Genomic DNA, 22,854 nt, shown 5'->3' with positions numbered 1-22,854 from the left:
GGGCGCCGGGGGTGGTGCGGGGCAGGGTGGACGGGTTGATCTTGGCGTCGACCTCTTCGCCGCCGGGGAGCACGAGGCGGTAGTACATGAGGCCGTGGGCCATGTCGCTCTCAACGCTCACGAGGCCACCCCCGCGACGCTCCGGAACATCTGCTGGCCGTCCCAGTGGAAAACCGTCTCGTCGCCCGCGATGCTGGTCCACAGGACCTCGACATTCGACGCCTCGATGGTCGTCGGCAAGCGGTCGGGGTCCGCCTTCGCCGCGCACTCGTCCCCGTCAATCCGAAGATTGTACGAACGGAGTCTCATCGCCTGAGCCGTCGCGCGAGCCCGCATTCCGCCGTCGGCCATGTTGGCCAGCCGCGATGACCCTCGACACCTACGCAGACCTCTTGGACGACGACCTGGACGCCGTGGCGGCCGCTCTCGATCAGGCCCGCCGCTCAGCGAATGTTGCCACCCTGTTGCCATGAAGAAAGGGACCGCGGGTCTCAATGACCCGCGATCCCTTGTCTCGTATGGTGCCCCCGACTGGAATCGAACCAGCGGCCTTTGGTACCGGAAACCAACGCTCTATCCCCTGAGCTACGGAGGCGGACCGGTCCAGGTTATCACCGCGTCCGCGGCATCCCCGACGCCGTGGGGCGGGGGCGAGGACTCGCGCTCCGACCCCACGGCATCCGGTTCACTCGCCGTCGATGATCCCGATGCCGGTGGCCTGGTGGTCGGCGTTCGGGTCGTCCTTGGTGGGGGCCTTCGAGCCCTCGTCGGGGTCGGTCTCCTGGCTCGGCTTGACCGTCGGGTCGTCGCCGAGGTCGGTTGCGTCGTCGGCCGGGGCGGAGTTCTGCGGGTCGCTCATGGTGTTCCCTTCGTCGCGTACCGGTCCAGCCTGTCAACGCGGAGGCCTCGGCCCCAACGGCTTGACCGCGGAGGCGACGGAGGCCTAGCGTCCGAACATCCCGCGCATGCGACGACCGAGCGGCTGCGTCAGGACCACGCGTCGGCCGTCGACGTCGAGGGTCACGGTCGACCCTCCGAAGCCGTGCCCCTGCGTGGGCGCGGCGTCACCGCGGACATAGGCCTCGGCGACATCCACGTAGACGGCCAGCAGGCGCGCGCTCTCGTCTTTCGACGACGACGCGTCGATGAGCTCCGTGCGGTGACCGGTGTCGGTCTCGACCGAGAACCAGCGAGAACCGGGGGTCGAGACGACGGCCCACCGCGCGCCTCGGGCGAATCGCGCGCGGGCGGCGCCATCGCGCAGCTCGGTGGACACCTCGAGGTCGGTGTGCGCGATCGCCAGCACCTCGAGCATCGCGAGGGCCTCGGGCGCGGTGACGAAATCGCCCCGACCGGCGCTCAGGCCGCCCCACTCGAATCGGCTCTCGCCCATGCCGTCCGCCTCCGCCATCGCTCGACCTGCACCGAGCGTAATCCCGGCGGTACGCTCCGGCGCCGGATCGCGCACCCTGGGAACTCCCTGACAACGCCCTACGATGAGCCCATGCTGACTTCGAGCCCGTCCTCCATCACCGAGCAGACCTCGCTCTTCGCGCTCAGCGCGACCAACTCGCTTCTCGCCATCGCCGTGTACGTCGTGCTGGTCATCGCGCTCTGGCGTGTCTTCACCAAGGCGGGGTATGCCGGGTGGCTGGCGATCATCCCCCTCGTGAACGTCGTCTACCTCACCAAGATCGCCGGGTTCTCGGGCTGGTTCGCGCTGCTCTACCTGGTGCCGATCGTCGGTTTCGTCTTCCACATCATCGTGTCGCTGCGGGTGGGCCGCGCCTTCGGCCACGGGTGGTTCTTCTCGCTCGTTCTGCTCGTGGTGTTCCATGTCATCGGCTACCTCATCCTCGGCTTCAGCGGCGACAAGTACCGGGCCGAACGTCTGAGCTGACCCGGATCGGATGCCACCACGGGGCCCCGGCGAGCGCACACTGCGCGTGCTCGCGGGGGCCCTCGCGTGTGTCCGCGCTACACCGACCTCAGGCGCTCGTCGGGGTGAAGACTGCGCAGCCGGACCGACCCGTCGACGATCGCGCGCAGCGCCCGGGGGCTGAGCTCCAGTTCGGCCGAGACGCGCTCGACACCCGCGCCCGACGACACCGCGGCACGCAGCGCCGCCTCCGCCTCGCCGGCGACCTCGTCGACATCAGCAGCCGTACTGGCGATGAATTCCGCCAGGCGGGCCTGCGCCGCGCGGATGCGGGCTCTCTGCCGCTCGAGCGTTGCGGTTGCGGTGTCGACGGGGCGCTCGACGGTCGGCACGGGAGCCGAGTCGGCGGTCGGGGGCATGGGTTCTCCGCTCCGGGGGGGCATTCGACGCCTGCGCGGTGCGGCAGACATTGATCCCATGCTGTCGAACCGGGGGAAGTGACCGCATCCTCCCAGAGGTGTATCTCCCCCCGCTGATCGGTGGAATCACCCGCCGAGAGCGACCCGGCGAACGCCACCGGCGGGAGCAGGATGCCACGGGTACGTCGGCCGCGCCCGTGGCATCCTGTTCAGTCGCCCTTCACGTTGACGATCTGCCGCAGCGTGTGTCGCACGCTCACCAGGTCGGCGGCGTCCGCCATGACCCGATCGATCGGCTTGTACGCCTGCGGGATCTCGTCGATGAACGCGTCGGTGTCGCGATACTCGATACCCGCCATCGCGTCACGCAACTGCTCGTGCGTGAAGGTCTTGCGGGCCGCCGATCGCGAGTACTCCCGGCCTGCTCCGTGCGGTGACGAATTCAGCGCGACAGGATTGCCGCGCCCCTCGACGACGTACGACGCGGTGCCCATCGACCCGGGGATGAGTCCCGGCCGACCTTCGTCGGCCATGATGGCACCCTTCCGCGAGACCCACACGCGCTTGCCGAAGTGCCTCTCGGACTCCGTGAAGTTGTGGTGGCAGTTGATGCGCTCCCGCTCCTCGACGGTCGTGTCGAGGAAACGTCCGAGCTGATTCGCGACGCGATCCATCATCTCCTCACGATTCAGGAGGGCGAAGTGCTGTGCCCACCGGAGCTCGCGGATGTAGCGCGTGAACTCCGGGGTCCCCTCGACGAGGTACGCCAGGTCGGGATGCGGGAGCTCGATCCACCACTGCTTCGCCAGGCGCTGCGCGACCTTGATGTGGTGCTGCGCGATGCGGTTGCCGACACCCCGGGAGCCGGAATGCAGGAACATCCACACGTCGTCGTTCTCGTCGAGCGAGATCTCGATGAAGTGGTTGCCGCTGCCCAGCGAACCGAGCTGGTGCCGCCAGTGACCGGCGTATTTCGCGGGGTCGAATTCGGCCTTCTCGGCGAGCGACTCGAGCTCGGCCACGCGCGGCTCGGCGGTGGCGACGATCTTGCGGTTGTCGCGACCGGCCGACAGCGGGATGGCCCGCTCGATCTGCTGCCGCAGCTCCGCGAGGTCGCGACCGGCCAGGTCGGCAGCCGTGAACTGCGTCTTGACCGCGATCATGCCGCAGCCGATGTCGACCCCGACGGCCGCGGGCATGATCGCTCCGAGAGTCGGGATGACCGACCCGACCGTCGCGCCCAGGCCCAGGTGGGCGTCGGGCATGAGGGCGAGGTGGGGGTAGATGAACGGCATGCGTGACGAGGTACGGGCCTGTTCGGTGGTTTTGTCATCGATCAGGCTCGCCCACGACACCAGTCGTTCGGTGAGCTTCTGCATGGATCCTTTCCTTCGTGTGGTGCGCGGATGCGCGGTGGGGGTGAGCTCCGGTCGGAGCACTCCCCCACACGGTGGAAAGAGAAAAGCCCCGACCTGACGGGCGGGGCGCGAGAGAACGAGGTCTAGGCGGCCGGCACCGGAGGGTACGACGAAAGCACGAACGGCAGGTACGTGACCTGCTGCTCCTGACGAAGATCGCGCATCGCGGTCATCGTGTCGTCCCCTCGGCTCATCGTGCCGGTCGGCACGGACTTGCGAACATAGCGGACGCCGCGAACCCGGCGCAAGGCTCGCGGCGTAGCCCCCACCCTGCGGAGCCCGGGCATCACCCGCACCGGCCGTCAGGCCTGTGTCGGCTGGTCGAAGTCCCAGTCGATGGGCTCGTCGTCGCCCTCGTCGGACTCCGAGGGCTCGACAGCGCGCAGGTGCGCTCGCGGGAAGAAACGGTGGTCCTTCAGCTCCTGGGCCGCGTGCGAGAAGTCCGGCTCCTCGTCGGTCCAGTCCACCGGTGCCGACAACACGTCGTTGCCGACCCCGATGACGAGTTCCGCCTGGGCCACCTTCTTGTCGTCGGTGACGATCGGGATACTGACGGCCTCGGCTTGGCCTTCCTTCGCCACCGCCGCCGTCAACAGGATCAGTGACGACGCGACGTCGTCGGTGGTGAGGACGGTTTCTCCGGCGTAGGTGACACAGCGCATGCTCACAGACTGCGGGTCACCGTCGCCCGAAGGGGGGCGGGTTGCCGGGCTTGCCGACGTGAGGTACCGATCAGTCGCGTCGCTGCACCGTGCGGAACATCGCCTCGTCGAGCTCGAACCAGACGGCTCGAACCGTCTCGAACTCCCCGAAGGGTTCAGGTTGCGGATCGCTCAGAGACAGACGGTAGCCGCGCGGCAGATCATCCACGTGCTGTCCGTCGCGGGGGCCGCCGACGAGCACGTAGATCACGGGGAGTCGACCGCCGGGGTCTCGACCGCGACGCCGTCGACCGCGTCGCTCATCCGCCGGAGGAAGGCGACGACGCTCGCCGATTCTTCGGGTGTCATGTCGATCACCGCGGCCAGCATGCGGTCGTGCATGGTGCCCAGGGTCTGCCGCACCTCTTCATCGGCGCGCGGCGTCGCCTGCACGAAGATGCTGCGGCGGTCGTCGGGATTGGCGGCGCGGGTGAGGTGCCCGGATCGCTCCAACCGGTCGAGGATGGCCGTGGTGGACGCCGTCGACAGACCCAGGTACTTCGTCAACTCCCCCGGTCGTACGCGGCGGGCGGAATCGCGCAGCAGGTAACGCAGAACGAGGAGCTCGTTCTCGCCCATCGACATCGAGTCGCGCGTGCGGCGACGCATCGCGACCTCGGCCGCGCGGTACACCCGGAGCGATTCGAGGACGGCCTTGCTGCGCATACGGCGGTCGGCGGGTTCGTCGCCGTACCAGTAGCTCGGCTCAGCGGAGTCGGCCGGAGGGGCGCTCTCGCGAGGCGCGACGCGGACATCTGTCACGACACACTCCTCCCTGGTGGAGAAACTATATCGCCAAACCAATAGTTAGACAAACTAGTTACTAGTCGAATATGTTTGTAAACCAGCAAACCGCTGCGAGAGGAGAACCCCATGGGGCAGTTGTTCTACGGCACGACGAGCGAGTCGATCCAGATCCCCGATCGACTGCTGTCGCACCTGAAAGTCGTCGCGACCACCAAACTCCGCCGCAGCGAGAGCTTCACTCTGAGCTGGGCTCACGTCGACGGCATCCCGGGACGATCGACGATCTGGCTGCAGCCGGCGATCCCAATGCGCTTCGTCTTCGATTCGGCCGAGCCCGAGGCCCTCAACCCCCGCGTTCTCAAGGACATGGCCGACATGGCGAACTCGTCGGCCGGTCTGGTCGTCGACCTGAACGCCGAGATCCCCAAGGCCGAGGCACCCGCCCGTGCCGCCGCGACGCGCGGCACCGCGCCCGCTGCTCGGCGCCCCAGCCTGTCTGTGGCGGCGTGACATGAGCACCGCTTCCCTCGCGCCTCTCAGCGCGCTCGCCTCCACCCGTGTCCTCTGGGCGAAGGTCGACACCGGCTTCTGGGTCGCCCATCGCGGCGGCGAGTATTTCGGTTGCGTCGACCAGGTCACCGGCGGATACGTCTCGCGCGACGCGCACGGCATCCCCGTCGGTCGCTACGACGAGCTCTCCGCCGCGAAATCCTCCCTGCGTTCGACGACGCACCCGGCCAACACCGCCCGGCGTCACCGCGCCGAACGTGCGACTGCCACCGCGGCCACGGTCGTCGGCGGCACGGCCCTGGCGTTCGCGCTGACAGCCGGTGCCCTCGCCCCGTTCCTGTGAGCCGAACCGGGCTCCCCGCCACACCACCGTCCGCGTGACGGCGGCCGCGCCCGACCGCTGGGCCCTCGTCGACCCCCTGGACACGCACGTCGACGCGTGACAGCGTCGGCCCGGGTCGACACGACGCCCCCTGACGGATGGAGATGACATGACCGACATCGACGGACGCACCGACGACGCTCCCGACCAGGACTCGAACGGCGCGGGAAGCGAATCCCCCGAAGAAGGAGCGGCGGCCCAGAAGGACGCCGACGACGCCTCGAACACCGCGGACTCCCCCACCGGCGACATCTCCTGATCGCGCGCTGCACGCGACGGTCCGGCGGCTCCTCGGCGACGAGGGCCGCCGGCGCCGCGACAGTCCCGGCTTTCGGCGGTGCCGACACCGCGCCGTGACCCGCAGCGAGTTCTCGTTCTCGGCGGCCGCGCTGTTCTACCCCGGTGATCCGACCTCGGCGCCCGAGGGCACCGGCTGGCACCGCGGGCACCACCAGGTGCGTCGCCGCTCGGGGTCGTCGACCACCTCGGCGCGCACCTGAACCCGGGTGCCGCACCGCAGGCACGGGCGCCCCGCTCGGCCCGCCACCCAGTGCGATGAACCGCGGCGTCGGTCGCCCGTTGTCACCTGGTACATCCCCGGCACGGTCGCCGACGTCCGCAGGCACCGCGCGGCGAGGGCCACCAGCGCGGGCAGATCCGTCGCTCCGATCGGCGCGAGGGGATGGATGCCGCGGGGGAAGGCGAGTTCGTTCACCCACAGGTTGCCGAGACCGGCGAGGCGCGTCTGGTCGAGCAGGGCGGCGACGAACGTGCGCTCCGGCCGCGCCGACAGCCGGCGCACGGCCTCGGCGGCATCCCAGTCGTCGCGCAGCGGATCGGGGCCCAGGTGACCGATCACGTCACGCTCGCGGGCCGTGGCGACGAGCTCGACGACGGGGAGGTCGATGCCCCACATCTCCCGGCCGTCGTCGAACCGCAGGCGCACGCGCGCCCGCTCGCGCTCGGCCGTCGGCAGGGAGCGCCCGGCGCGCGTGATCGTCCAGCTGCCCTGCATGCGCAGGTGCGTGTGCAGGGTCGTGGCATCGTCGAACCGGGTGAGCAGGTGTTTGCCGTGGGTGTCGTACCCCTCGATCCGCAGCCCCGCGAGCGACCTGCCGGCCGCCGAACCGGAGCGCAGCTCGCCCTCGGCCACGCGGGCGCCGCGCGTCGCGGCATCCAACCGCCGACGCAGGCGCAGAACGCTGTCGCCCTCGGGCACCGTCAGGGCGCCGAGGTGAAGACCTGATCGGCGCGCGGGGCGAGGTCGGGCCGCAGGCGCGTGCCGAACTCGTGCCGCAGGGCGCTGAGGGCCGCCTGCCACCCGGCGAGGCCGTGCACTCCGGGGCCCGGACTGGTCGACGAGGAGCACAGGTACACGCCCTTCATCGGGGTGCGCCAGGGTTCGGGGCTGTACACCGGCCGCCCCAGCAGCTGAGGGAGCGTCGGCGCGCCCGCCGAGATGTCGCCGCCGGGGAAGTTCGGATTCCACGCGGCGATGTCGACGGCCGTGCGCGACGACGAGGCCAGAACCGTGTCGCGGAAGCCGGGCGCGAAGCGCTCGATCTGACGCACCACCGCCTCCTCGCGGTCGGCGGGGCTCCCCGCCGGCACGTGCGTGTACGCCCAGAGCACGTGCTTGCCCTCGGGCGCACGGGCGGGGTCGAAGAGCGTCGGCTGCGCGGCGAGCACGTAGGGCGCGTCGGGCAGATCGCCGCGCGCGACGGCGTTCTCGGCGGCGGCGATCTCGGCCCGCGTCCCGCCGATGTGCACCGTTCCGGCGCCGCCGATGTCGGGGTGGGTCCACGGCACGGGGTCGCTCAGCGCGAAGTCGACCTTGGCGACACCCCCGCCGTAGCGGAACCGCTGCAGGGCGCGGCGGTACGCCGCCGGCATCCGGTCACCGGCCAGGCGGATCAATGCCCGGGGCGTCGTGTCGAGCAGCACCGCCCGCGACGGCGGCAACTCGTCGAGGGCGGTGACCTCGACGCCCGCGTGGAACACGCCCCCGTTCGCGCGGATGTCGGCGATCATCGCGTCGGCGATCGATTGGCTGCCGCCGACGGGGATCGGCCATCCGCGGCCGTGCCCGTAGGTGGCGAGCACGAGACCGGCACCGCCGGCCGCGAGGCTCGGCTGGTGCAGGATCGTGTGCGCGGAGACACCGGTGGCCAGCGCCGGCGCGACGTCTTCGCGGAACCGCGCGTTCCACCAGGGCCCGCCCTGCTCGAGAGAGCGGATGCCGAAGAAGAAGGCCGCGAGGGGGTCCCCCGGCACACGCAGGAGGGCGTTGCCGGTGAAGTCGGCGACCCCGCGCAGGTGATCGACGAGGGGACGCATGAGGCGTTCATAGGCGGGACCGTCGACGCCCAGGCCCTCGGCCGCGCGGGAGAGATCGCGGTAGGCGAGCCCGGCGCGTCCGCCGTCGAGGGGGTGCGCGTACGAGATCTCGGGAACGATGAGCGGCACGCGCCGATCGAGACCGAACTCGCGGAAGAACCACGATTCGAGGGCGAGGGGATGAACCGCTGAGCCCACGTCGTGCCGGAAACCCGGCAGGGTCAGTTCGGCTGTCGAGGCGGCGCCCCCGAAGGTCGTCGAGCGCTCGTACACCGCGACCGACAACCCCGCGCGCGCCAGGGTGACCGCCGCGGCCAAGCCGTTGGGTCCGGATCCGACGATGATCGCGTCGTAGGTCTCGCTCATCGGTCGATCGGCTCCCTCTCGGCGGTGGATTCGTACCCGAGGGCCGACGCTCCGCCCTGTGTTCCGGGGGCGCCCCCCTCCGCCAGGTAGGCGAGGCGGTGCAGCGTCTCGGCGTTGCGCCAGCGCGTGATCGCGTCGAAGACCGTGTCGGGAAGCAGGGTCGTCGGTCCGGTGACCGGCTCCTCCTGGATGCGGACGACGCACATGTCACCGCGCGCCTTCACGTCGATCGCCACGCGGGCGACACCGATGGGCCCGCCGTGCGGTTCGAGCACCGCGCGATACGGCGGCTCCCACACGCGCATGGTGGTGGTGTCATTGATGAGGGCGGGCCACGACCCGAAGGAGTGGTGAAGCGTGGAGCCCTCGGCCGGCCAGGCCTCGGAGACGTCGCGCATCCGCGAGGTCCCCACCACCCACAGGGGGTAGAGCCACCCGTTCGCCAGCACGCGGAAGACGTCGTCGGGGGTGCAGCGCATCAGTCGCACGTTGCGGGCCATGGGACGCTCCTCCTCGGCGGCGGGGGTTCGGGCGAGACGGATGACGGGCCGCCGCGTCTCGATGGGCCCACGCTACGGCTCACGCGGCACCGTGTCGCGATGGTTGCGTCCGGCGGCTGCGGCCGGTAACGGTCAGGCGGCGTCCTGCAGAGGGAGCACGAACCACGCCCGGGTACCTCCGGCGGGCGACGCGTCGAGTCCGATCGATCCCCGATGCGCGTCGATGATGCGCCGGCACGTCGCGAGACCGATGCCGATGCCCGGAACCTCGCCACCGTGGCCGCGTTGCATGGGCTCGAACACGCGTTCGCGCAGCTCGGGGTCGACCGCCTCGCCGTTGTCGTCGACGCTGATGCGCCAGCCATCGGGCAGGACCTCGACGCTCACGCGGATGGTCGGCGTCTTCTCGGCGGCCACCGTGAACTTCACCGCGTTGGCGATGAGGTTCTGCAGCAGGACGCGGAGCAGAGTGTCGTCGGCGATCACCCGGGCCGAGGCGTCGACGGTCACCTCGGCGCCGGTGCGCACGAGAGCGCCATCGAGGTCTTCGAGCACCGCGTCGACGGTGTCGGCGACGTCGACCTCGACGAGGTGGGGACGCGTGCCCCCCATGCGCGCGAAGTCGAGCAGGTCGGTGACCATCGAGGTCATACGCCCGGCGGCGGCCTCCGCCCGCACGAGCGACTGCGCCGCGCGCGGCGCGGCCGCCATCTCGGGGCTGTCCGAGGCGAGCTCGATGAAGCCCGTCAGCGCCGTCAGCGGGTTGCGCAGGTCGTGGCTGACCTGCACGGCGAAGTGCTCGAGCGACGCGTTCGATTCGATCAGGTCGCGCTGCACGCGACGCAGCTCGAGCACGTCGATCACCTGGTGGGCGAGCAGATCGAGCGCGCGGCTGCTGGCATCCGAGAGTTCTCCGACCACGTCGTCGAAGACGCAGAGCGTTCCGATCGCGACCCCGGCCGGGGTGATCAGGGGGCTCGATGCGTAGAAACGTACGTGGGCGATCTCGCCGGTGACGAACCCGCTCCGCGCGAAACGTTCGTCGAGACGCGCGTCGGGCACGACGACGCGACCGGGCGTGCTGATGACCGCGGCGCACATGGAGTCCTCGCGGGCGCACGACGCCGCCTGGATGCCCACCGCCGCGACCTGGTGCTGCATGCGATCGTCGATGATGTTGATCACCGCGGTGGGAACCCCGCAAATGGTCGCCGCGAGCTCGACGAGCCCCTGAAGATCGGGCTCGGAGGGTTCGCCGACTAATCGGTACTGCGCGATCGCCTCGCGTCGCGTCACATCGTGCGCCGTGGACACGTTTTTCCCTTCCCGTCGTTCCCCCGTCGTCGAGCCTAGCGCCGGTACACCCCGCGCGGCCCGGCGGAAAGGGGGTCGCACGATCAGCACGCGCCGCCCAGAGTGGGGGCATGAGCACCCCGACCCCCCTCCCCCAGACTCCCTCCGACCCGGGAACCCCGTCGATCCCCGACGAGCCGCTCGCCCCGACCCCGTCGGAACCGACGGCCCCGACCCCCGCGGAACCCACGGTGCCGCTCGCTCCCGAGACCGCGCCCGCACCGGCCGGTCACGACGACGACTCCGCGGGAGCCTTCGCCGACGACGAGAGCGGCGCGGTCGGCACCGCCGAGATGGATGCCGACAACGCCGTCGAGCAGGACATGATCGACGCCATCGATCCGGCCGGCCGTCCCGACTGACCCCCGCGAGAACGACGAAGGGGCGACGCCGTCACGGCGTCGCCCCTTCGTCTTTCGGAGGTCAGCGGATCACGGGTTGCCGCGAGTCCACAGCAGCAGGATCGCCACGACCTGCAGCACGAGGCATCCGACGAGGATCGCCGTGCGGCGCCGGGGCGTCGACGACCACCGTTCGTCGCCCATCAGGGGCGCCATCGGCATGAGCAGTCGGAACGTGCTCTGCTGCGGGAGGAACACGGCCAGGATGTAGATGCCGTAGCTGAAGCCGTAGGTCACCACCATGAGGCCCAGGCGACGGACGGGACGCGACCACATCAGGGCCAGGAAGGCCACGATCAGGGCGACGACCAGGATGATGCCCACGACGCCCAGGTGCGTTCCCGCCTGGCGGAACCAGGGCGTGAACGGGGTGAACTCGTCGTTTCCGACGTAGTCGAGCCACCACCCCAGCTCCGTGCGGATGTAGGCATTGTGCGTGCCCGTGAAGTGCTGCGCGATGTGGTTCCACGACAGTCCCGCGGCGGCGATGACGAGTCCGCTCGCCATGAGCGAGGCCCACTCGCGCACGGGGAACGGGTCGACCCGGCGTCGGAAGAACCGCACCAGGAAGACCATGCCGAGCGCCAACCCCAGGGCCAGAACCCCGGGACGCGTGTACGCCGTCATCAGACCGATGGGCAGGATCCAGAGATAACGCCGTTTGATCGCCAGCAGCATGCCGGCGAACATCAGCAGCATGAACAGGCCCTCGCTGTAGCCGATCACGAAGAGGAACGACATCGGGGCGAAAGAGAAGAAGACCACGGCCCACCACGCCGGCTGCGGCTTGGTGACCGTGCGCAGCAGCAGGAAGAGCAACCAGGTCGCCCCCAGGCTCGCGCCCAGGCTGAGCAGGATCGCGACCGGCTGCCACCCCAGGCCCGTCGCACCCGAGAGCACGCGCACCATCGTGGGGAACACCGGCAGGAACGCCCAGTTGTTCGGCAGGATGTCGCCCGAGACGTTCATCGGCAGCGAGGTGGGATAGCCCTGCGCGGCGATCTGGCCGTAGCGGTCGGCGTCCCACCCGGTCAGGTAGTCGAAGAACGTGCCGAGGCGCTCGCTGTCGGGACCGAAGCCCCACCGTGCCGCCTTGGCGATGGAGTAGAAACCCCACAGGAAACCGAAGTTGACCGCGCGCGCGATGGCCCACAGCAGCAGGACGCGCGTGAACGCGCCGCGCTCGACGGGGACGATGCCCTCGGGCGTACGCAGCACGTCGTGCCCGTACTGACGCAGTGCCCGACCCACTCGGGAGTCGCGCAAGCGGTCGAGTCGACTCGGTCGCTCGATGACGCGCGACGGACGCGTCGGGGAGGCAAGCTCGCTCGGCGGTGCGCTCACTCGGAACCTTTCACAGGGGAAGATGTGGGCGAGTGACGACGGTGTCGGGCCCGGACAAGTGCAGTGAAGCCAGATAGTAGCGGATCAACCCGAACGTTCCCTGCGGTTGACTTTCGGGAAATCCCTGGTCAGTGGGCGTCGCCCACCAGTTTCAGGCCGATCACGCACCCGACGAGGCCCAGCACGAGCAGCACCTTCACGACCGAGATCGCCTCGGCGCCGCTGATCATGGCGACCACCACCGTCAGTGCGGCGCCGATGCCGACCCACACCGCGTACGCCGTGCCGGTGGGGATGTCCCGCATCGCATAGGCGAGCCCGCCCATCGATGTCACCAGCGCGACGCCGAAGACGACGCTCGGCCAGAGCTTGGTGAAGCCCTCGGAACGCCCGAGGGCGGTGGCCCAGACGGCCTCGAGGACACCGGACACGATGAGGACGATCCACGACATGGCTGTACTCCTTGGCCAGTCTTGTCGCAGTCCGGGTACTGATCCGTCGTCCGGGGACGCGGGAGGCGTCCGACCCTCAGGCTAGCGAGCGCGCCTGGGCAGCACCCGTGCACGCGTCGGACGACGCGAACGACGCCGGGGCCCGGCATCCGGGATCGACCTCAGATGAGGAAGATCGATGCCGCGCCGGGGTTGTGGGCGTGCACCAGCACTCCGAAGACGACGGCGTCGAACAGCAGGTGCACCGTCACGACGTACCAGAGCGACCGGGTCTTCAAGAAGAGGAAGCCCTGGATGAGGGCGAACGGGATCGTCAGCGCCGGACCCCAGGCCTGGTAGCCGAGCTCCCACAGGAACGACACGAACACGATCGTCTGCAGCAGATTGGCCGTGAGGTCGGGGAAATGCCGGCGCAGGAGCACGAACACCGTGCAGATGAAGAACAGCTCGTCCCAGATCCCCACCGCGCCCACGCCGACGAACAGGCGCGCGATCATCTCGGGGGTGTCGACGACCGGCCAGTTCATGTAGACGCCGGAGGTGATGAAGTAGAACGGCAGGATCAGGTAGCCGAGCACGATCACGCCGCCCAGCCACGCCCACTGCCACCACGTCCACCGCCCGCCGCCGCGCCACGGGAAACGGATCGCGTGGTCGCGGTAGACGAACCTCGAGATCACGTACGGCACGAGCACGGCCCCGCCCAGCGCGAGCGTGAAGCGCAGGAAGGCGGGGTTGTCGAGTTCGGCCTGCAGCGGGATGAGGCTGACGATGAACTGCCCGAGGGCGACGAGCGAGACGTCGCGGGCGATGCTCGGCTCGGGGTCGCGACCGGGCACGACGGCGACGCCGGCGCGCCGGTCGACGAGGATTCCGGATGCCACGGCCAGCGCCAGCAGCAGCCAGCCGAGCCAGATGACCTGTACGACGAACAGCGCCGGGGCGGCGAGGCAGACCAGCAGCGCCGGCACGAGTTTCAGCGAGAGCGTGGAGCGCTCGCGCTCGGCGACCGCGGCGTGCGCGGTCACGGCGCCACCCGCGTGTACGTCAGGTCGCGGATGTCGCGACCCACCCGCAGCCCCTTCTGCTCGAACGCGGTGAGCACGCGGCCCTCGAAGCGTTCCGCCCAGTCGCCCGAGAAGGCCCGCGAGAACTCGGGCGCCTCGTCGAGCACCTCGCGCATCTGGTCGGCGTAGTCCTGCCAGTCGGTCGCGAGGCGCAGCGTCGCCCCGGGCCCCAGCGCCAGGGCGGCGACGCGGACGAAATCGGGGGCGATCAGTCGCCGCTTGGTGTGCTTGTTCTTGTGCCACGGATCGGGGAAGAACACCCACAGCTCATCGACGGAGCCGGCCGGCAGCAGGTGCTCCAGCGCCTCGGGGGCGTTGGCCTCGGCGAGTCGGAGGTTCTTCACCCCCGCGCGGTCGGCGTCGAGCATGGTGCGGGCGAGGCCGGCGGTGAACACCTCGACCGCGAGGAAGTCGTTGTCGGGATCGGCGGCGGCGGCCGACACGATCTGGTGCCCCTGGCCCGAACCGATCTCGACGGTCAGGCGGGCCCGACGCCCGTAGACCTCGACCGGGTCGATCGCCGATCCCTCTTTGACGCTCGTGGTGGCCGCGCCCCGCTCGACGGGGAGCAGGTAGGTCGGCGAGAACTCCGCCCAGGCGCGGTCCTGGGCCTCGGACATGCGTCCGCTGCGCCGGACGAACGACACGGGCTTGTCGCGGAAGACGGGCGCGGCATCCATGGCATCCAGGCTATCCGCCGCGCGAGTCGCCCTATCCTGTCGCTTCTCGTCGGCGGGAGCGACAGATTCCGGCGACTCACGCGAGGTGGCACGCTTGCGGCCGCTCACGGGACGGTCACGAAGTCGATGAGTTCCTCGACGCGGCCGAGCAGGGCCGGTTCGAGGTCGCGGAACGTGGTGACGCGCGACAGGATGTGCTGCCAGGCGCGTGCCGTGTCGGCCTGCTCCTCGGCGGGCCAGCCGAGGGCGCGGCAGACGCCGACCTTCCACTCGATGCCGCGGGGTACCTCCGGCCACGCGGCGATGCCGAGGGCGCGGGGCGTGACGCACTGCCAGACGTCGACGAAGGGGTGGCCGACGATCCGCACGTGCGCGCCGTGGCGGCCTCGGGCGATCTTGTCGGCGATCCGCGACTCCTTGGAGTTCGGCACGAGGTGGTCGACGAGAACGCCGTAGCGACGTTCGGCGGTGGGCGGCTCGGCATCCAGTGCCTGTTCGAGCAGGTCGACGCCCTCGAGGAACTCCACGACCACGCCCTCGGCGCGCAGGTCGGCGCCCCAGACCTTCTCGACGAGCTCGGCGTCGTGCTTGCCCTCGACGAAGATGCGGCTCGCTCGGGCTGTGCGGGCGCGCTGATCGGCGACGGCGAACGAGCCCGAGGCCGTGCGCGTGCGTCCCTTCGGGGCCGCCGTCGGCGCGTCGAGCACGACCGGGGCGCCGTCGACGAGGAAGCCGCCGCCGAGGGGGAACAGGCGTCGCTTGCCGAAGCGGTCCTCGAGCTCGACGTTCATGCCGTCGACGCGGGTCACCGCCCCGCAGAATCCGTCGCCGACCACTTCGACGACCAGGTCTGCGGATGCCGCGACGCGGGCGGGCGGGGTGCGTCCGGCGTCGCGCCAGCCGCGGGCGAGCACATCGGTGCCGTAACGGTCGTCCATGGGTACCTCCGAACGCTCGAGCCTAGGCGGCGCGATTGTGCGCTGACAGCGGACGCGCCGGTCCTTCCCCGGTGTCGGCGGTCGTTTATAGGCTGGGGACTTCGGGTCGTCGAAAGGGGAGGCATGCGAAAGCCGAAGGCGGCACACGTGCTGGCGACTCTGCTGCTGGCCGTGGGGGGAATCCTCGGCGGGCCTCTCGCGGCCCTCGCCGTTCCCCCTCCCTCGCTGGGCTCCAGCTACGTCGTCGACCAGGCCGACGTGCTCACCGACGCTCAAGAGGCGCAGGTGCAGTCGCGCATGATCACGCTGTCCACGCAGACGGGGCTCGACCTGTGGGTCGTGTACGTCGATGGGTTCACCGATCCGCCCGCCGCCGAGGACTGGGCGAACGAGACGGCCAACCGCAACCAGCTCGGACCCCACCAGTACCTGCTCGCCGTCGCGATCGAAGACGGCGCCGCCACGTTCTACCTCTCGGGCGACGTCGACGACGGCGCACTGACCGCCGCGCAGCTCGGCGCCATCGAACAGGAACGCGTGCAGCCCCTGCTCGCCGCGGGCGACGACGCGGGGGCGGCGATCTCGGCGGCCGACGGCATCCGCGCCGCCTACTCCGAAGCGGGGGGCAACCAGCCCGCTCCCCCGCCCACTCCCGCCACGCAGAGCGGACCGGCGATCGGACCCATCGTGGTGGTGGGCCTGCTCCTCGTGGCCATCGCGGGCGGACTCGTGTGGTTCGGCCTGCGTCGTCGGCGCGCGACGGCGGGCGCCGCGGGAGGCCCCGCCGAGAGCATCGACGACCTCTCCCGGCGCGCGGGGTCGGCGCTGGTCGCCACCGACGACGCCGTCAAGACCAGCGAGCAGGAGCTCGGCTTCGCCCGCGCCCAGTTCGGCGACGCCGCCGCCGCACCGTTCGTCGAGGTGCTGGCCAAGGCCAAGGCCGACCTCGATGCGGCCTTCTCGATCCAGCAGCAGCTCGACGACGAGACCCCCGAGACCCCCGAGCAGCAGCGCGCCGGGTACGCCGAGATCGTGCGCCTGTGCGCCGCCGCCGACGCGGCACTCGATGCCAAGACCGCGGCCTTCGACGAGTTGCGGGCGTTGGAGGCCGACGCCCCCGCCGCCCTGGCCGCCACGACGCAGCAGCAGACGGCCGTCGCGGCGGCCCTGGCTGCGGCCGAGGCGGATCTCGCGCGTCTGCGTGCGCAGTACGCCGACGATGCCCTGACCACCGTGGCCGACAACCCCGTGCAGGCGCGCGCCCGACTCGACCTCGCCGCTGAGCAGACGGCCGCGGCGCAGGCGGCCCTCGGCGCCGGGCGCACGGGCGAGGCGGCGGTCGCCATCCGCGCCGCCCAAGCCGCGGTCGCCCAGGCCGACGTGCTCGAGCGCGCGATCACCACCCTCGACACCGACCTCGCCGACGCGCAGCGGCGGGCGGGCGCACTCGTCGCCGAGATCGAGGGCGACCTCGCGGCGGCGGCGCAGCTCACCGACACCGACGGACGCATCGCCGGGGCGGCCGCCTCGGCGCGATCGCAGCTCGACGCCGCCCGCGCGACCCTTGCGTCCCCGCGCCCCAGTCCCCTGCGCGCCCTCGAGGGGTTGCAGCAGGCCAACGCGACCATCGACGCCGTGCTCGACGAAGCCCGTGACGCCGCCGAGCGACGCCGCCGCGCCGAGAGCCAGCTCGACGGCACGCTGGCCCAGGCCCGCGCGCAGGTGTCGGCGACCGAGGACTTCATCTCGGCGCGGCGCGGAGCCGTGGGGCCCACCGCACGCACGCGCCTGGCCGAGGCCGGCGCCGCCCTCGTGCAGGCGGAGCAGACGCGCTCCACCGACCCGGCGGCGGCGCTGTCGCTCGCCCAGCGCGCCGCGCAGTTGGGCTCGCAGGCGGGGTCGCTCGCCCAGAACGACGTCGGCGCCTTCGGCGGCGGCGGGGGTCAGGGCGGGGGCGGCGACATGATGGGCGCCCTGCTCGGCGGGATCGCGATCAACTCTCTGCTCGGCGGCGGTGGCCGACGCGGCGGCTTCGGCGGCGGCGGCCCGGGTGGCCTCGGCGGCTTCGGCGGCGGCGGACGGAGCGGCGGCTCGGGCGGCTTCGGGGGCTTCGGCGGCGGCGGACGCTCCCGCAGCGGAGGCGGCATGGCCGGGGGCGGCGGCGGACGCAGCCGTTCCGGCGGAGGACGTGTCAATCGACGCTGATCCACCCCTATCGGCGACCGGGCCGATCACAGAGAATTCGTAGCATCCGACACCAGACTCGACATCGTCGCCCTCAGGAAGGAACACCCCGCATGGCCAAGCAGTCCATCTTCGGTCGCATCTCGACCCTCGTTCGCGCGAACATCAATTCGCTCCTCGATCAGGCCGAGGACCCGCAGAAGATGCTCGACCAGCTCGTGCGCGATTACTCGAACTCGATCGCCGACGCCGAGTCGGCCATCGCCGAGACCATCGGCAACCTGCGTCTGCTCGAGCGCGACCACCAAGAAGACGTGCAGGCGGCGGCCGAGTGGGGCAACAAGGCCCTCGCCGCCAGCCGTAAGGGCGACGAGCTGCGCGCCACCGGCAACGCGAGCGAGGCCGACAAGTTCGACAACCTCGCGAAGATCGCCCTGCAGCGTCAGATCACCGCCGAGAGCGAGGCGAAGTCGGCCGCGCCCACGATCGCGTCGCAGACCGAGGTCGTCGACAAGCTCAAGGACGGCCTCAACGGCATGAAGGGCAAGCTCGAGCAGCTGCGCTCCAAGCGCAGCGAGCTGCTGGCCCGCGCCAAGGTCGCCGAGGCCCAGAACAAGGTGCACGACGCCGTCAAGTCGATCGACGTGCTCGACCCCACCAGCGAGCTCGGCCGTTTCGAAGACAAGATCCGTCGCGAAGAAGCCCTCGCCGCCGGCAAGCAGGAGCTCGCCGCCTCCAGCATCGACGCCCAGTTCAACGCGCTCGACGACGTGGGCGAGCTCACCGAGGTCGAGGCACGTCTCGCCGCACTGAAGGTCGGCGGCCCCCAGCGCGCCGCGATCGACGCGCCCAGCCCCGACCTCTGATCGACACCGAGAGTGCATCGCCCGGCCCGCCGGGCGATGCACTCTCGTCTCTTCGCGAGGAACACCCATGACGCGTTTCATCGTCGCCCCGCAGTGGCAGGGCTCGTCGTCGTCGCGGGCGATGCAGCTCATCGACGGCGCCGACGCCATCGCCGGTGACCTGCCCCGCGCCTCGACGACGGTGCTCGAGGCCCCGACCGAGGCCGGAGACGCCCAGGGCACGCGCGTCCACCGGCTCACCGCCCTCTGGCGCATGCGCGAGCGGATCGAAGACGCCGTACGCGGTTCCGTCGAACCGGCGATCGTCGTGGGCGGGGATTGCGGCGTCGCCCTCGGCGCGGTGGCGGCCGTGGCCGACGACGACCTCGCCGTCGTGTGGATCGATGCGCACCCCGACCTCCACACCCCCGCGTCCTCCCCCAGCGGCGCGTTCACCGGCATGGTGCTGCGCGCGATCACGGGCGAGGGCGAAGACCCCCTGCGCCTGCACCCCGGCATCGCCGCCTCGCGTCTCGTGCTGGCGGGCACCCGATCGCTCGACGACGAGGAGCAGCGCTACGTCGACGACAACGCCGTGCGCGTCGTCTCGGCCGACGCGTTGGCCGACCCCGACGCCCTGGCCGACGCGGTCGCCGGCACCGGGGCCTCGCGCGTCTACGTGCACGTCGATCTCGACGTCCTCGACCCCGCCGAGATCTCCGGCGTCGCCCACCCCGTGCCTTTCGGCGCGCGCACGGCCGACGTCGTGGCATCCATTCGTCGCCTGAGAGAACGGATGCCGATGGCGGGGGCGACCCTGACCGAGTTCTCGCCGTCGTCGCCCGCCGCCGCCGTGGACGACCTCGGAACGATCCTTCGACTGATCGGAGCCCTGGCATGAGCCCCCTCCCGCGCCCTCCGGCCGGCTGGCGCGAGCGCGCGGACCGCGCCGTCGCGCGCGGTCGCGTCTGGGATCGCTTCATTCCCGCCGTGCTGCTCGACTCCCCCGTCAGCCGCGTCGGCTACTGGTACGGCTGCACGGTCGGGTGGGTGTGGGGATCACTGTGGAGCACCGGCCGCATCGAGAAGCGGCAGGGCCTCTGGGTGTTCCGCGGCCTGCCCTCGTGGGCGTTCCCGCGCGGCGGAGTGTGCGTCGGGGGATGCTTCCTCACCGGAGACGCCCGCCCCACCGACGTCGTCCTCGGACACGAGGCCGTGCATCACCGCCAGTGGCGTCGCTACGGTTTTCTCATGCCCGTGCTCTACGCGCTCGCGGGCCGCGATCCGCTGGGCAACCGCTTCGAGATCGAGGCGGGCCTGATCGAGGGCAACTACGTGCCGCGAGGCAGCTGAACCGAACCATCACCGTCGGTGTGGACGGCCGCGGGGTCTTCGCGGGGCCCGCTTCAGCGGGCGGTCGCCAGACCGAAGCGCTCGGGCGTGTGGATCGACTGCGCGTCGACGCCGTGACGCGCGACCAGGTCGTCGACGATCTCGGCGGTACCCAGGTAGCCGCCCAGCAGGAACACGCGCGTGGCGTCGTCGTCGCAGCACAGCATCTCGCCGGACCAGCCGGCGACGGCCCGCGCCAGGGCTTCGCCCGGGGCGCAACCGCGGCCGGTGCCCGGGGCGCCGCCGCGGCGCGAACGGTCGAGCCACGAGAGCGTCATGCGAGCGGGGGCGGCGATGCGTCCGATCCACGACTCGTCGGGCACCTCGACGAACACCCGCCCGGTCGAGCAGATCGGCAACGTCGCGAGCAGAGCTTGGAGCTCGACGAGAGAGGTCTCGTCGGCGGTCACCAGGTGCTGCACGCGGGTGTGCCGCGACGTGCGGCACGCGGCGTCGTTGTGCTCGGTGGAGGTGGTCATGATGGCTCCCACTATACCGCGAGTGAAGGGTTGCCTAACCTGAGTTCCCCCTTTGTATCTCGACGTCGACGAGACGGCGGGCCTCGGCCCCCGCGGTTCAGCCCACCAGCACCGCACGCAGCCGGCGCAGCTCGTCGTCGCTCAGCCCGTGCGCCCGCAGGTAACCGGCCGGCGAGCCGTACTCGCGGTCGAGCCGGTCGAGCAGTGCGCGCATCACCGGCGCCGGAGACCGGGTCGCCAAGTCCTCGACGTGCACGTTGCCGGGGTGCACCGCGCGGATCGCGGCCAGCACGGCGGCGTTGCGTTCGGCGGGCAGCAGAGCCTCGGTGCGCGCATAGTCGGCGATGACGGCCTCGCGATCCACCCCCGCCGCGGCGAGCGCGATCGCGACCGTGACCCCCGTGCGGTCCTTGCCGACGGTGCAGTGCACGAGCACGGGCTGGGCGTCGAGCAGGCCGCGCACCACCTCGACGACGCGGTCGGCGGAGTCGTCGACGATGCCGTCGTACATGTCGGCGAGGCTCAGATCGCGCGCGAAGAACGACGCCACCGATCCGAGGAACAGCGGGGTGTGCTGCACGTCGACCGGCACGTCGTCGAAGCGGCTGGGCGCGTGGGCGACCTCGGCCTCGTCGCGCAGGTCGATCACGCGCCGGATGCCGAGCTCGCGCAGCGTCTGCACCCCGGCGTCGTCGAGGTGCACGAGGTTGCCGGAGCGGAACAGCACCCCCTCGCGCGTGCGTCCCTCTCGGGTCGGCAGACCTCCGACGTCGCGGAAGTTCGTCGCACCCGACACGAGCGATCGCGACGCGGACGATCGCGACTCCGGCGACCCGGTCACGCGGGGTCCTCGCCGTGGAGGTGGGCGGCGGGGGCGGGGCCGTCGGCGACGCCCCCGGCGGACCCCCCGCGCGGGGGAACGGGGTACCGACCCGCGATCGCCACGCGGTTGAAGGCGTTGATCGCCACGAGCACCCAGCTGAGGGCGACGTACTCCTGCTCGCTCAAGATGCCGCCGGCCTGGTCGTACACCTCGTCGGGAATGCCGTCTGCGTGGATGAACGTGAACGATTCGGTCAGTTCGAGCGCCGCCCGCTCCCGCTCGTCGAAGACCCCCGACTCACGCCAGGTGGCGATCTGGGCGATGACGTCGGCGTCGAGGCCGGCCTTCACCGCCGCGTCGACGTGCACGCGCACGCAGAAGGCGCAGCCGTTGAGCTGCGACGCGTGGATCTGCACGATCTCGCGCAGCCGCGCGTCGATGCCGGCTTCGGCGGCGATCCGGCCGACCGTGGTCGAGAACGATCGCAGGGCCGCATAGGCCTCGGGAGCCTTCTTCGACAGGTGCACGCGCTGTTCCTCGCCCATGGCGACAGCCTACGGCGGGCGGGTGCGACCGGTGCCGCGTTCGCCGACCCACCGGTCGCGTCCTGCCGTCGATCGGGCGCCGACCGTGACGCCCGCCGTGACGCCCCGAGGCGCCGAGGTGGCGGCATCCGGGCCCGCGATGACAGGGTGGCTGTCATGCCCGAGGTCGACGAGTTCTCGTTCCTTCCCGCGCAGGCCGACGATCTCGGCCTCGACGTCCCCTCCGTCGAGCGGGTGCAGCTCACCCTGCCCGACGGACGCACGCTGAGCGGCCTGCGGTGGGGCGACGCTCCGCCCGAGGTCACCCTGCTGCACGGTGCCGGGCTGAACGCCCACACGTGGGACACGACGCTGCTCCACCTGGGGGTCCCCGCCCTCGCCCTCGACCTGCCGGGCCACGGCGACTCCTCGTGGCGCGACGACGCCGCCTATGTCGCGCGCGTGCTGGCCCCCGACGTCGCGATCGCCCTCGAAGCCTGGACCGAAGGCCCGCAGACGCTGGTCGGACACTCGCTCGGCGGGCTCACGGCGGTCGCCGTCGCGGCATCCCGTCCCGAGCTCGTCGCGCGTCTCGTGGTCGTCGACATCACCCCGGGGGTCGATCCGAGCGCCGGGCCCGCGCAGATCCGCGCGTTCTTCGCCGGCCCCACCGACTGGGCGTCGCGCGACGAGCTGGTCGACCGCGCCCTGTCGTTCGGGCTCGGCGGCACGCGCGACGCCGCGGAGCGCGGGGTCTTCCTCAACTCGCGCGTGCGGGCCGACGGCCGCGTCGAGTGGAAGCACCACTTCGCCCACCTCGCCGCAGCGGCGGCGAACGCCGGTGCCGACGCGACGACCCCGGATGCCGTTCGCGCGGTGCTCTCGAGTACCGGGTGGGACGACGTGGCCGGTGTCTCCGCCCCGATCACGCTGATCCGCGGGGAACGCGGTTTCGTCACCGCGGCCGACGCCGACCAGTTCGTCGAACGGGTGCCCGGTGCCGCCGTGCGCGTGCTCCCCACCGGCCACAACGCGCAGGAGGAAGACCCGGCGGCGCTCGCCGACATCATCCGCGACGCGGCCGCCCCCGCCTGAGCCTCGGCGCGGCCCGCG

General features: G+C 71.3%; 30 protein-coding genes, 1 tRNA gene and 1 riboswitch. Of the genes, 10 read left to right on the top strand and 21 right to left on the bottom strand.

Going from position 1 to position 22,854, the window contains the following annotated elements; translation table 11 throughout:
- Positions 1 to 117 precede the first annotated feature (117 nt).
- From ASF96_RS17515 to ASF96_RS05775, 4 genes are all read right to left on the bottom strand, one after another.
- Positions 118 to 240, bottom strand: a complete 123-nt coding sequence (locus ASF96_RS17515) for a hypothetical protein (RefSeq protein ID WP_268768479.1) — start codon at positions 238 to 240, stop codon at positions 118 to 120.
- 279 nt (positions 241 to 519) lie between these two features.
- A tRNA-Arg gene (locus ASF96_RS05780) sits at positions 520 to 595 on the bottom strand.
- Positions 596 to 685: 90 nt separating this feature from the next.
- Positions 686 to 859 carry a hypothetical protein gene (locus ASF96_RS16790; RefSeq protein ID WP_156458742.1) on the bottom strand — a complete coding sequence of 58 codons (174 nt, stop codon included), beginning with the start codon at positions 857 to 859 and terminating at the stop codon, positions 686 to 688.
- An 84-nt stretch (positions 860 to 943) separates the two neighbouring features.
- On the bottom strand, positions 944 to 1,411 hold the full coding sequence (locus tag ASF96_RS05775; RefSeq protein WP_055936840.1) for a hypothetical protein: 468 nt from the start codon (positions 1,409 to 1,411) through the stop codon (positions 944 to 946).
- A 93-nt stretch (positions 1,412 to 1,504) separates the two neighbouring features.
- On the opposite strand from ASF96_RS05775, the gene ASF96_RS05770 reads away from it, so the two are divergent.
- A complete protein-coding gene (locus ASF96_RS05770) occupies positions 1,505 to 1,900 on the top strand; it encodes a DUF5684 domain-containing protein (RefSeq protein WP_055936837.1) in 396 nt (131 codons plus the stop codon).
- A 77-nt stretch (positions 1,901 to 1,977) separates the two neighbouring features.
- Here ASF96_RS05770 and ASF96_RS05765 read toward each other — a convergent pair whose 3' ends face one another.
- The 5 genes from ASF96_RS05765 to ASF96_RS05745 form a co-directional block, all read right to left on the bottom strand.
- Positions 1,978 to 2,298: a hypothetical protein gene (locus tag ASF96_RS05765; protein WP_055936834.1), complete on the bottom strand. Its 321-nt coding sequence runs from the start codon at positions 2,296 to 2,298 to the stop codon at positions 1,978 to 1,980.
- 209 nt (positions 2,299 to 2,507) lie between these two features.
- Positions 2,508 to 3,677 (bottom strand): RtcB family protein, encoded by a 1,170-nt coding sequence (locus ASF96_RS05760; RefSeq protein ID WP_055936830.1) that lies wholly within the window; start codon positions 3,675 to 3,677, stop codon positions 2,508 to 2,510.
- A 341-nt stretch (positions 3,678 to 4,018) separates the two neighbouring features.
- Positions 4,019 to 4,378 carry a hypothetical protein gene (locus ASF96_RS05755; protein WP_055834761.1) on the bottom strand — a complete coding sequence of 120 codons (360 nt, stop codon included), beginning with the start codon at positions 4,376 to 4,378 and terminating at the stop codon, positions 4,019 to 4,021.
- A 70-nt stretch (positions 4,379 to 4,448) separates the two neighbouring features.
- Positions 4,449 to 4,628, bottom strand: coding sequence for a hypothetical protein (locus ASF96_RS05750; RefSeq protein WP_055834758.1), 180 nt, complete (start codon positions 4,626 to 4,628; stop codon positions 4,449 to 4,451).
- Positions 4,625 to 5,179 (bottom strand): MarR family winged helix-turn-helix transcriptional regulator, encoded by a 555-nt coding sequence (locus ASF96_RS05745; protein ID WP_055936827.1) that lies wholly within the window; start codon positions 5,177 to 5,179, stop codon positions 4,625 to 4,627. The genes ASF96_RS05750 and ASF96_RS05745 overlap by 4 nt, the downstream gene beginning before the upstream one ends.
- 111 nt (positions 5,180 to 5,290) lie before the next feature.
- Between ASF96_RS05745 and ASF96_RS05740 the strand changes: the two genes are divergently transcribed.
- From ASF96_RS05740 to ASF96_RS16785, 3 genes are all read left to right on the top strand, one after another.
- Positions 5,291 to 5,674, top strand: coding sequence for a DUF7882 family protein (locus ASF96_RS05740; protein WP_055936825.1), 384 nt, complete (start codon positions 5,291 to 5,293; stop codon positions 5,672 to 5,674).
- Between the two features lies 1 nt (position 5,675).
- Complete coding sequence (locus ASF96_RS05735; protein ID WP_055834749.1) at positions 5,676 to 6,017, top strand: hypothetical protein; 342 nt, start codon at positions 5,676 to 5,678, stop codon at positions 6,015 to 6,017.
- A 148-nt stretch (positions 6,018 to 6,165) separates the two neighbouring features.
- Complete coding sequence (locus ASF96_RS16785; RefSeq protein ID WP_156458740.1) at positions 6,166 to 6,315, top strand: hypothetical protein; 150 nt, start codon at positions 6,166 to 6,168, stop codon at positions 6,313 to 6,315.
- A 135-nt stretch (positions 6,316 to 6,450) separates the two neighbouring features.
- On the opposite strand, the gene ASF96_RS05730 is transcribed toward ASF96_RS16785, so the two are convergent.
- The 4 genes from ASF96_RS05730 to ASF96_RS05715 all read right to left on the bottom strand — a co-directional run bounded on the left by ASF96_RS05730 (position 6,451) and on the right by ASF96_RS05715 (position 10,573).
- On the bottom strand, positions 6,451 to 7,275 hold the full coding sequence (locus ASF96_RS05730) for a DNA-formamidopyrimidine glycosylase family protein (RefSeq protein WP_055936822.1): 825 nt from the start codon (positions 7,273 to 7,275) through the stop codon (positions 6,451 to 6,453).
- A gap of 2 nt (positions 7,276 to 7,277) precedes the next feature.
- The gene (locus tag ASF96_RS05725; protein WP_055936819.1) at positions 7,278 to 8,759 is read right to left on the bottom strand and encodes a phytoene desaturase family protein; all 1,482 of its coding nucleotides are present in this window, start codon (positions 8,757 to 8,759) and stop codon (positions 7,278 to 7,280) included.
- A complete protein-coding gene (locus ASF96_RS05720; protein WP_055936815.1) occupies positions 8,756 to 9,259 on the bottom strand; it encodes an SRPBCC family protein in 504 nt (167 codons plus the stop codon). Before ASF96_RS05720 ends, ASF96_RS05725 begins: the two co-directional genes overlap by 4 nt.
- 132 nt (positions 9,260 to 9,391) lie before the next feature.
- Positions 9,392 to 10,573, bottom strand: coding sequence for a sensor histidine kinase (locus tag ASF96_RS05715; protein WP_055936812.1), 1,182 nt, complete (start codon positions 10,571 to 10,573; stop codon positions 9,392 to 9,394).
- Between the two features lie 110 nt (positions 10,574 to 10,683).
- On the opposite strand from ASF96_RS05715, the gene ASF96_RS05710 reads away from it, so the two are divergent.
- Complete coding sequence (locus ASF96_RS05710; protein WP_055936808.1) at positions 10,684 to 10,974, top strand: hypothetical protein; 291 nt, start codon at positions 10,684 to 10,686, stop codon at positions 10,972 to 10,974.
- A gap of 69 nt (positions 10,975 to 11,043) precedes the next feature.
- Here the strand turns inward: ASF96_RS05710 and ASF96_RS05705 are convergent, their stop codons facing one another.
- The 5 genes from ASF96_RS05705 to ASF96_RS05685 all read right to left on the bottom strand — a co-directional run bounded on the left by ASF96_RS05705 (position 11,044) and on the right by ASF96_RS05685 (position 15,494).
- Complete coding sequence (locus tag ASF96_RS05705) at positions 11,044 to 12,279, bottom strand: hypothetical protein (RefSeq protein ID WP_156458739.1); 1,236 nt, start codon at positions 12,277 to 12,279, stop codon at positions 11,044 to 11,046.
- Positions 12,280 to 12,485: 206 nt separating this feature from the next.
- The gene (locus ASF96_RS05700) at positions 12,486 to 12,809 is read right to left on the bottom strand and encodes a DMT family transporter (protein WP_055936806.1); all 324 of its coding nucleotides are present in this window, start codon (positions 12,807 to 12,809) and stop codon (positions 12,486 to 12,488) included.
- Between the two features lie 10 nt (positions 12,810 to 12,819).
- Positions 12,820 to 12,884: riboswitch (guanidine-III (ykkC-III) riboswitch) on the bottom strand.
- Positions 12,885 to 12,970: 86 nt separating this feature from the next.
- On the bottom strand, positions 12,971 to 13,837 hold the full coding sequence (locus ASF96_RS05695; protein WP_055936803.1) for a CPBP family intramembrane glutamic endopeptidase: 867 nt from the start codon (positions 13,835 to 13,837) through the stop codon (positions 12,971 to 12,973).
- Positions 13,834 to 14,556, bottom strand: coding sequence for a tRNA (guanosine(46)-N7)-methyltransferase TrmB (gene trmB / locus ASF96_RS05690; protein ID WP_055936799.1), 723 nt, complete (start codon positions 14,554 to 14,556; stop codon positions 13,834 to 13,836). Before trmB ends, ASF96_RS05695 begins: the two co-directional genes overlap by 4 nt.
- Before the next feature lie 104 nt (positions 14,557 to 14,660).
- Positions 14,661 to 15,494, bottom strand: a complete 834-nt coding sequence (locus ASF96_RS05685) for a DUF3097 domain-containing protein (protein ID WP_055936796.1) — start codon at positions 15,492 to 15,494, stop codon at positions 14,661 to 14,663.
- A 123-nt stretch (positions 15,495 to 15,617) separates the two neighbouring features.
- Between ASF96_RS05685 and ASF96_RS17510 the strand changes: the two genes are divergently transcribed.
- From ASF96_RS17510 to ASF96_RS05665, 4 genes are all read left to right on the top strand, one after another.
- Positions 15,618 to 17,699 carry a TPM domain-containing protein gene (locus tag ASF96_RS17510; protein ID WP_055936793.1) on the top strand — a complete coding sequence of 694 codons (2,082 nt, stop codon included), beginning with the start codon at positions 15,618 to 15,620 and terminating at the stop codon, positions 17,697 to 17,699.
- A 92-nt stretch (positions 17,700 to 17,791) separates the two neighbouring features.
- Entirely contained in the window at positions 17,792 to 18,544 is a 753-nt protein-coding gene (locus ASF96_RS05675) for a PspA/IM30 family protein (protein WP_055834714.1), read from the top strand.
- Between the two features lie 67 nt (positions 18,545 to 18,611).
- Entirely contained in the window at positions 18,612 to 19,424 is an 813-nt protein-coding gene (locus ASF96_RS05670) for an arginase family protein (RefSeq protein ID WP_055936790.1), read from the top strand.
- Positions 19,421 to 19,876: a hypothetical protein gene (locus tag ASF96_RS05665; protein WP_055936787.1), complete on the top strand. Its 456-nt coding sequence runs from the start codon at positions 19,421 to 19,423 to the stop codon at positions 19,874 to 19,876. Before ASF96_RS05670 ends, ASF96_RS05665 begins: the two co-directional genes overlap by 4 nt.
- A gap of 53 nt (positions 19,877 to 19,929) precedes the next feature.
- On the opposite strand, the gene ASF96_RS05660 is transcribed toward ASF96_RS05665, so the two are convergent.
- From ASF96_RS05660 to ASF96_RS05650, 3 genes are all read right to left on the bottom strand, one after another.
- Positions 19,930 to 20,394, bottom strand: coding sequence for an SIP domain-containing protein (locus ASF96_RS05660; protein ID WP_055834704.1), 465 nt, complete (start codon positions 20,392 to 20,394; stop codon positions 19,930 to 19,932).
- 97 nt (positions 20,395 to 20,491) lie between these two features.
- Complete coding sequence (locus ASF96_RS05655; RefSeq protein ID WP_082509304.1) at positions 20,492 to 21,235, bottom strand: tyrosine-protein phosphatase; 744 nt, start codon at positions 21,233 to 21,235, stop codon at positions 20,492 to 20,494.
- Positions 21,232 to 21,762 (bottom strand): carboxymuconolactone decarboxylase family protein, encoded by a 531-nt coding sequence (locus ASF96_RS05650; protein WP_055936784.1) that lies wholly within the window; start codon positions 21,760 to 21,762, stop codon positions 21,232 to 21,234. Before ASF96_RS05650 ends, ASF96_RS05655 begins: the two co-directional genes overlap by 4 nt.
- Positions 21,763 to 21,918: 156 nt before the next feature.
- Between ASF96_RS05650 and ASF96_RS05645 the strand changes: the two genes are divergently transcribed.
- Complete coding sequence (locus tag ASF96_RS05645; RefSeq protein ID WP_055936780.1) at positions 21,919 to 22,836, top strand: alpha/beta fold hydrolase; 918 nt, start codon at positions 21,919 to 21,921, stop codon at positions 22,834 to 22,836.
- Positions 22,837 to 22,854: the final 18 nt, after the last annotated feature.

The organism is Microbacterium sp. Leaf179 (assembly GCF_001423785.1).
Taxonomy (GTDB): domain Bacteria; phylum Actinomycetota; class Actinomycetes; order Actinomycetales; family Microbacteriaceae; genus Microbacterium.
The sequence above is the reverse complement of the archived record's forward strand: the minus strand, read 5'-3'. Positions and strand labels throughout refer to the sequence as shown.

Bases quoted from the DNA above. Each gene is read 5' to 3' on its own strand.
- ASF96_RS16790 (WP_156458742.1), bottom strand. From the start codon at position 859: ATGAGCGACCCGCAGAACTCCGCCCCGGCCGACGACGCAACCGACCTC.
- ASF96_RS05775 (WP_055936840.1), bottom strand. From the start codon at position 1,411: ATGGCGGAGGCGGACGGCATGGGCGAGAGCCGATTCGAGTGGGGCGGC.
- ASF96_RS05770 (WP_055936837.1), top strand. From the start codon at position 1,505: ATGCTGACTTCGAGCCCGTCCTCCATCACCGAGCAGACCTCGCTCTTC.
- ASF96_RS05765 (WP_055936834.1), bottom strand. From the start codon at position 2,298: ATGCCCCCGACCGCCGACTCGGCTCCCGTGCCGACCGTCGAGCGCCCC.
- ASF96_RS05760 (WP_055936830.1), bottom strand. From the start codon at position 3,677: ATGCAGAAGCTCACCGAACGACTGGTGTCGTGGGCGAGCCTGATCGAT.
- ASF96_RS05755 (WP_055834761.1), bottom strand. From the start codon at position 4,378: ATGCGCTGTGTCACCTACGCCGGAGAAACCGTCCTCACCACCGACGAC.
- ASF96_RS05740 (WP_055936825.1), top strand. From the start codon at position 5,291: ATGGGGCAGTTGTTCTACGGCACGACGAGCGAGTCGATCCAGATCCCC.
- ASF96_RS05735 (WP_055834749.1), top strand. From the start codon at position 5,676: ATGAGCACCGCTTCCCTCGCGCCTCTCAGCGCGCTCGCCTCCACCCGT.
- ASF96_RS16785 (WP_156458740.1), top strand. From the start codon at position 6,166: ATGACCGACATCGACGGACGCACCGACGACGCTCCCGACCAGGACTCG.
- ASF96_RS05725 (WP_055936819.1), bottom strand. From the start codon at position 8,759: ATGAGCGAGACCTACGACGCGATCATCGTCGGATCCGGACCCAACGGC.
- ASF96_RS05720 (WP_055936815.1), bottom strand. From the start codon at position 9,259: ATGGCCCGCAACGTGCGACTGATGCGCTGCACCCCCGACGACGTCTTC.
- ASF96_RS05710 (WP_055936808.1), top strand. From the start codon at position 10,684: ATGAGCACCCCGACCCCCCTCCCCCAGACTCCCTCCGACCCGGGAACC.
- ASF96_RS05700 (WP_055936806.1), bottom strand. From the start codon at position 12,809: ATGTCGTGGATCGTCCTCATCGTGTCCGGTGTCCTCGAGGCCGTCTGG.
- trmB (WP_055936799.1), bottom strand. From the start codon at position 14,556: ATGGATGCCGCGCCCGTCTTCCGCGACAAGCCCGTGTCGTTCGTCCGG.
- ASF96_RS05685 (WP_055936796.1), bottom strand. From the start codon at position 15,494: ATGGACGACCGTTACGGCACCGATGTGCTCGCCCGCGGCTGGCGCGAC.
- ASF96_RS17510 (WP_055936793.1), top strand. From the start codon at position 15,618: ATGCGAAAGCCGAAGGCGGCACACGTGCTGGCGACTCTGCTGCTGGCC.
- ASF96_RS05675 (WP_055834714.1), top strand. From the start codon at position 17,792: ATGGCCAAGCAGTCCATCTTCGGTCGCATCTCGACCCTCGTTCGCGCG.
- ASF96_RS05670 (WP_055936790.1), top strand. From the start codon at position 18,612: ATGACGCGTTTCATCGTCGCCCCGCAGTGGCAGGGCTCGTCGTCGTCG.
- ASF96_RS05665 (WP_055936787.1), top strand. From the start codon at position 19,421: ATGAGCCCCCTCCCGCGCCCTCCGGCCGGCTGGCGCGAGCGCGCGGAC.
- ASF96_RS05660 (WP_055834704.1), bottom strand. From the start codon at position 20,394: ATGACCACCTCCACCGAGCACAACGACGCCGCGTGCCGCACGTCGCGG.
- ASF96_RS05650 (WP_055936784.1), bottom strand. From the start codon at position 21,762: ATGGGCGAGGAACAGCGCGTGCACCTGTCGAAGAAGGCTCCCGAGGCC.
- ASF96_RS05645 (WP_055936780.1), top strand. From the start codon at position 21,919: ATGCCCGAGGTCGACGAGTTCTCGTTCCTTCCCGCGCAGGCCGACGAT.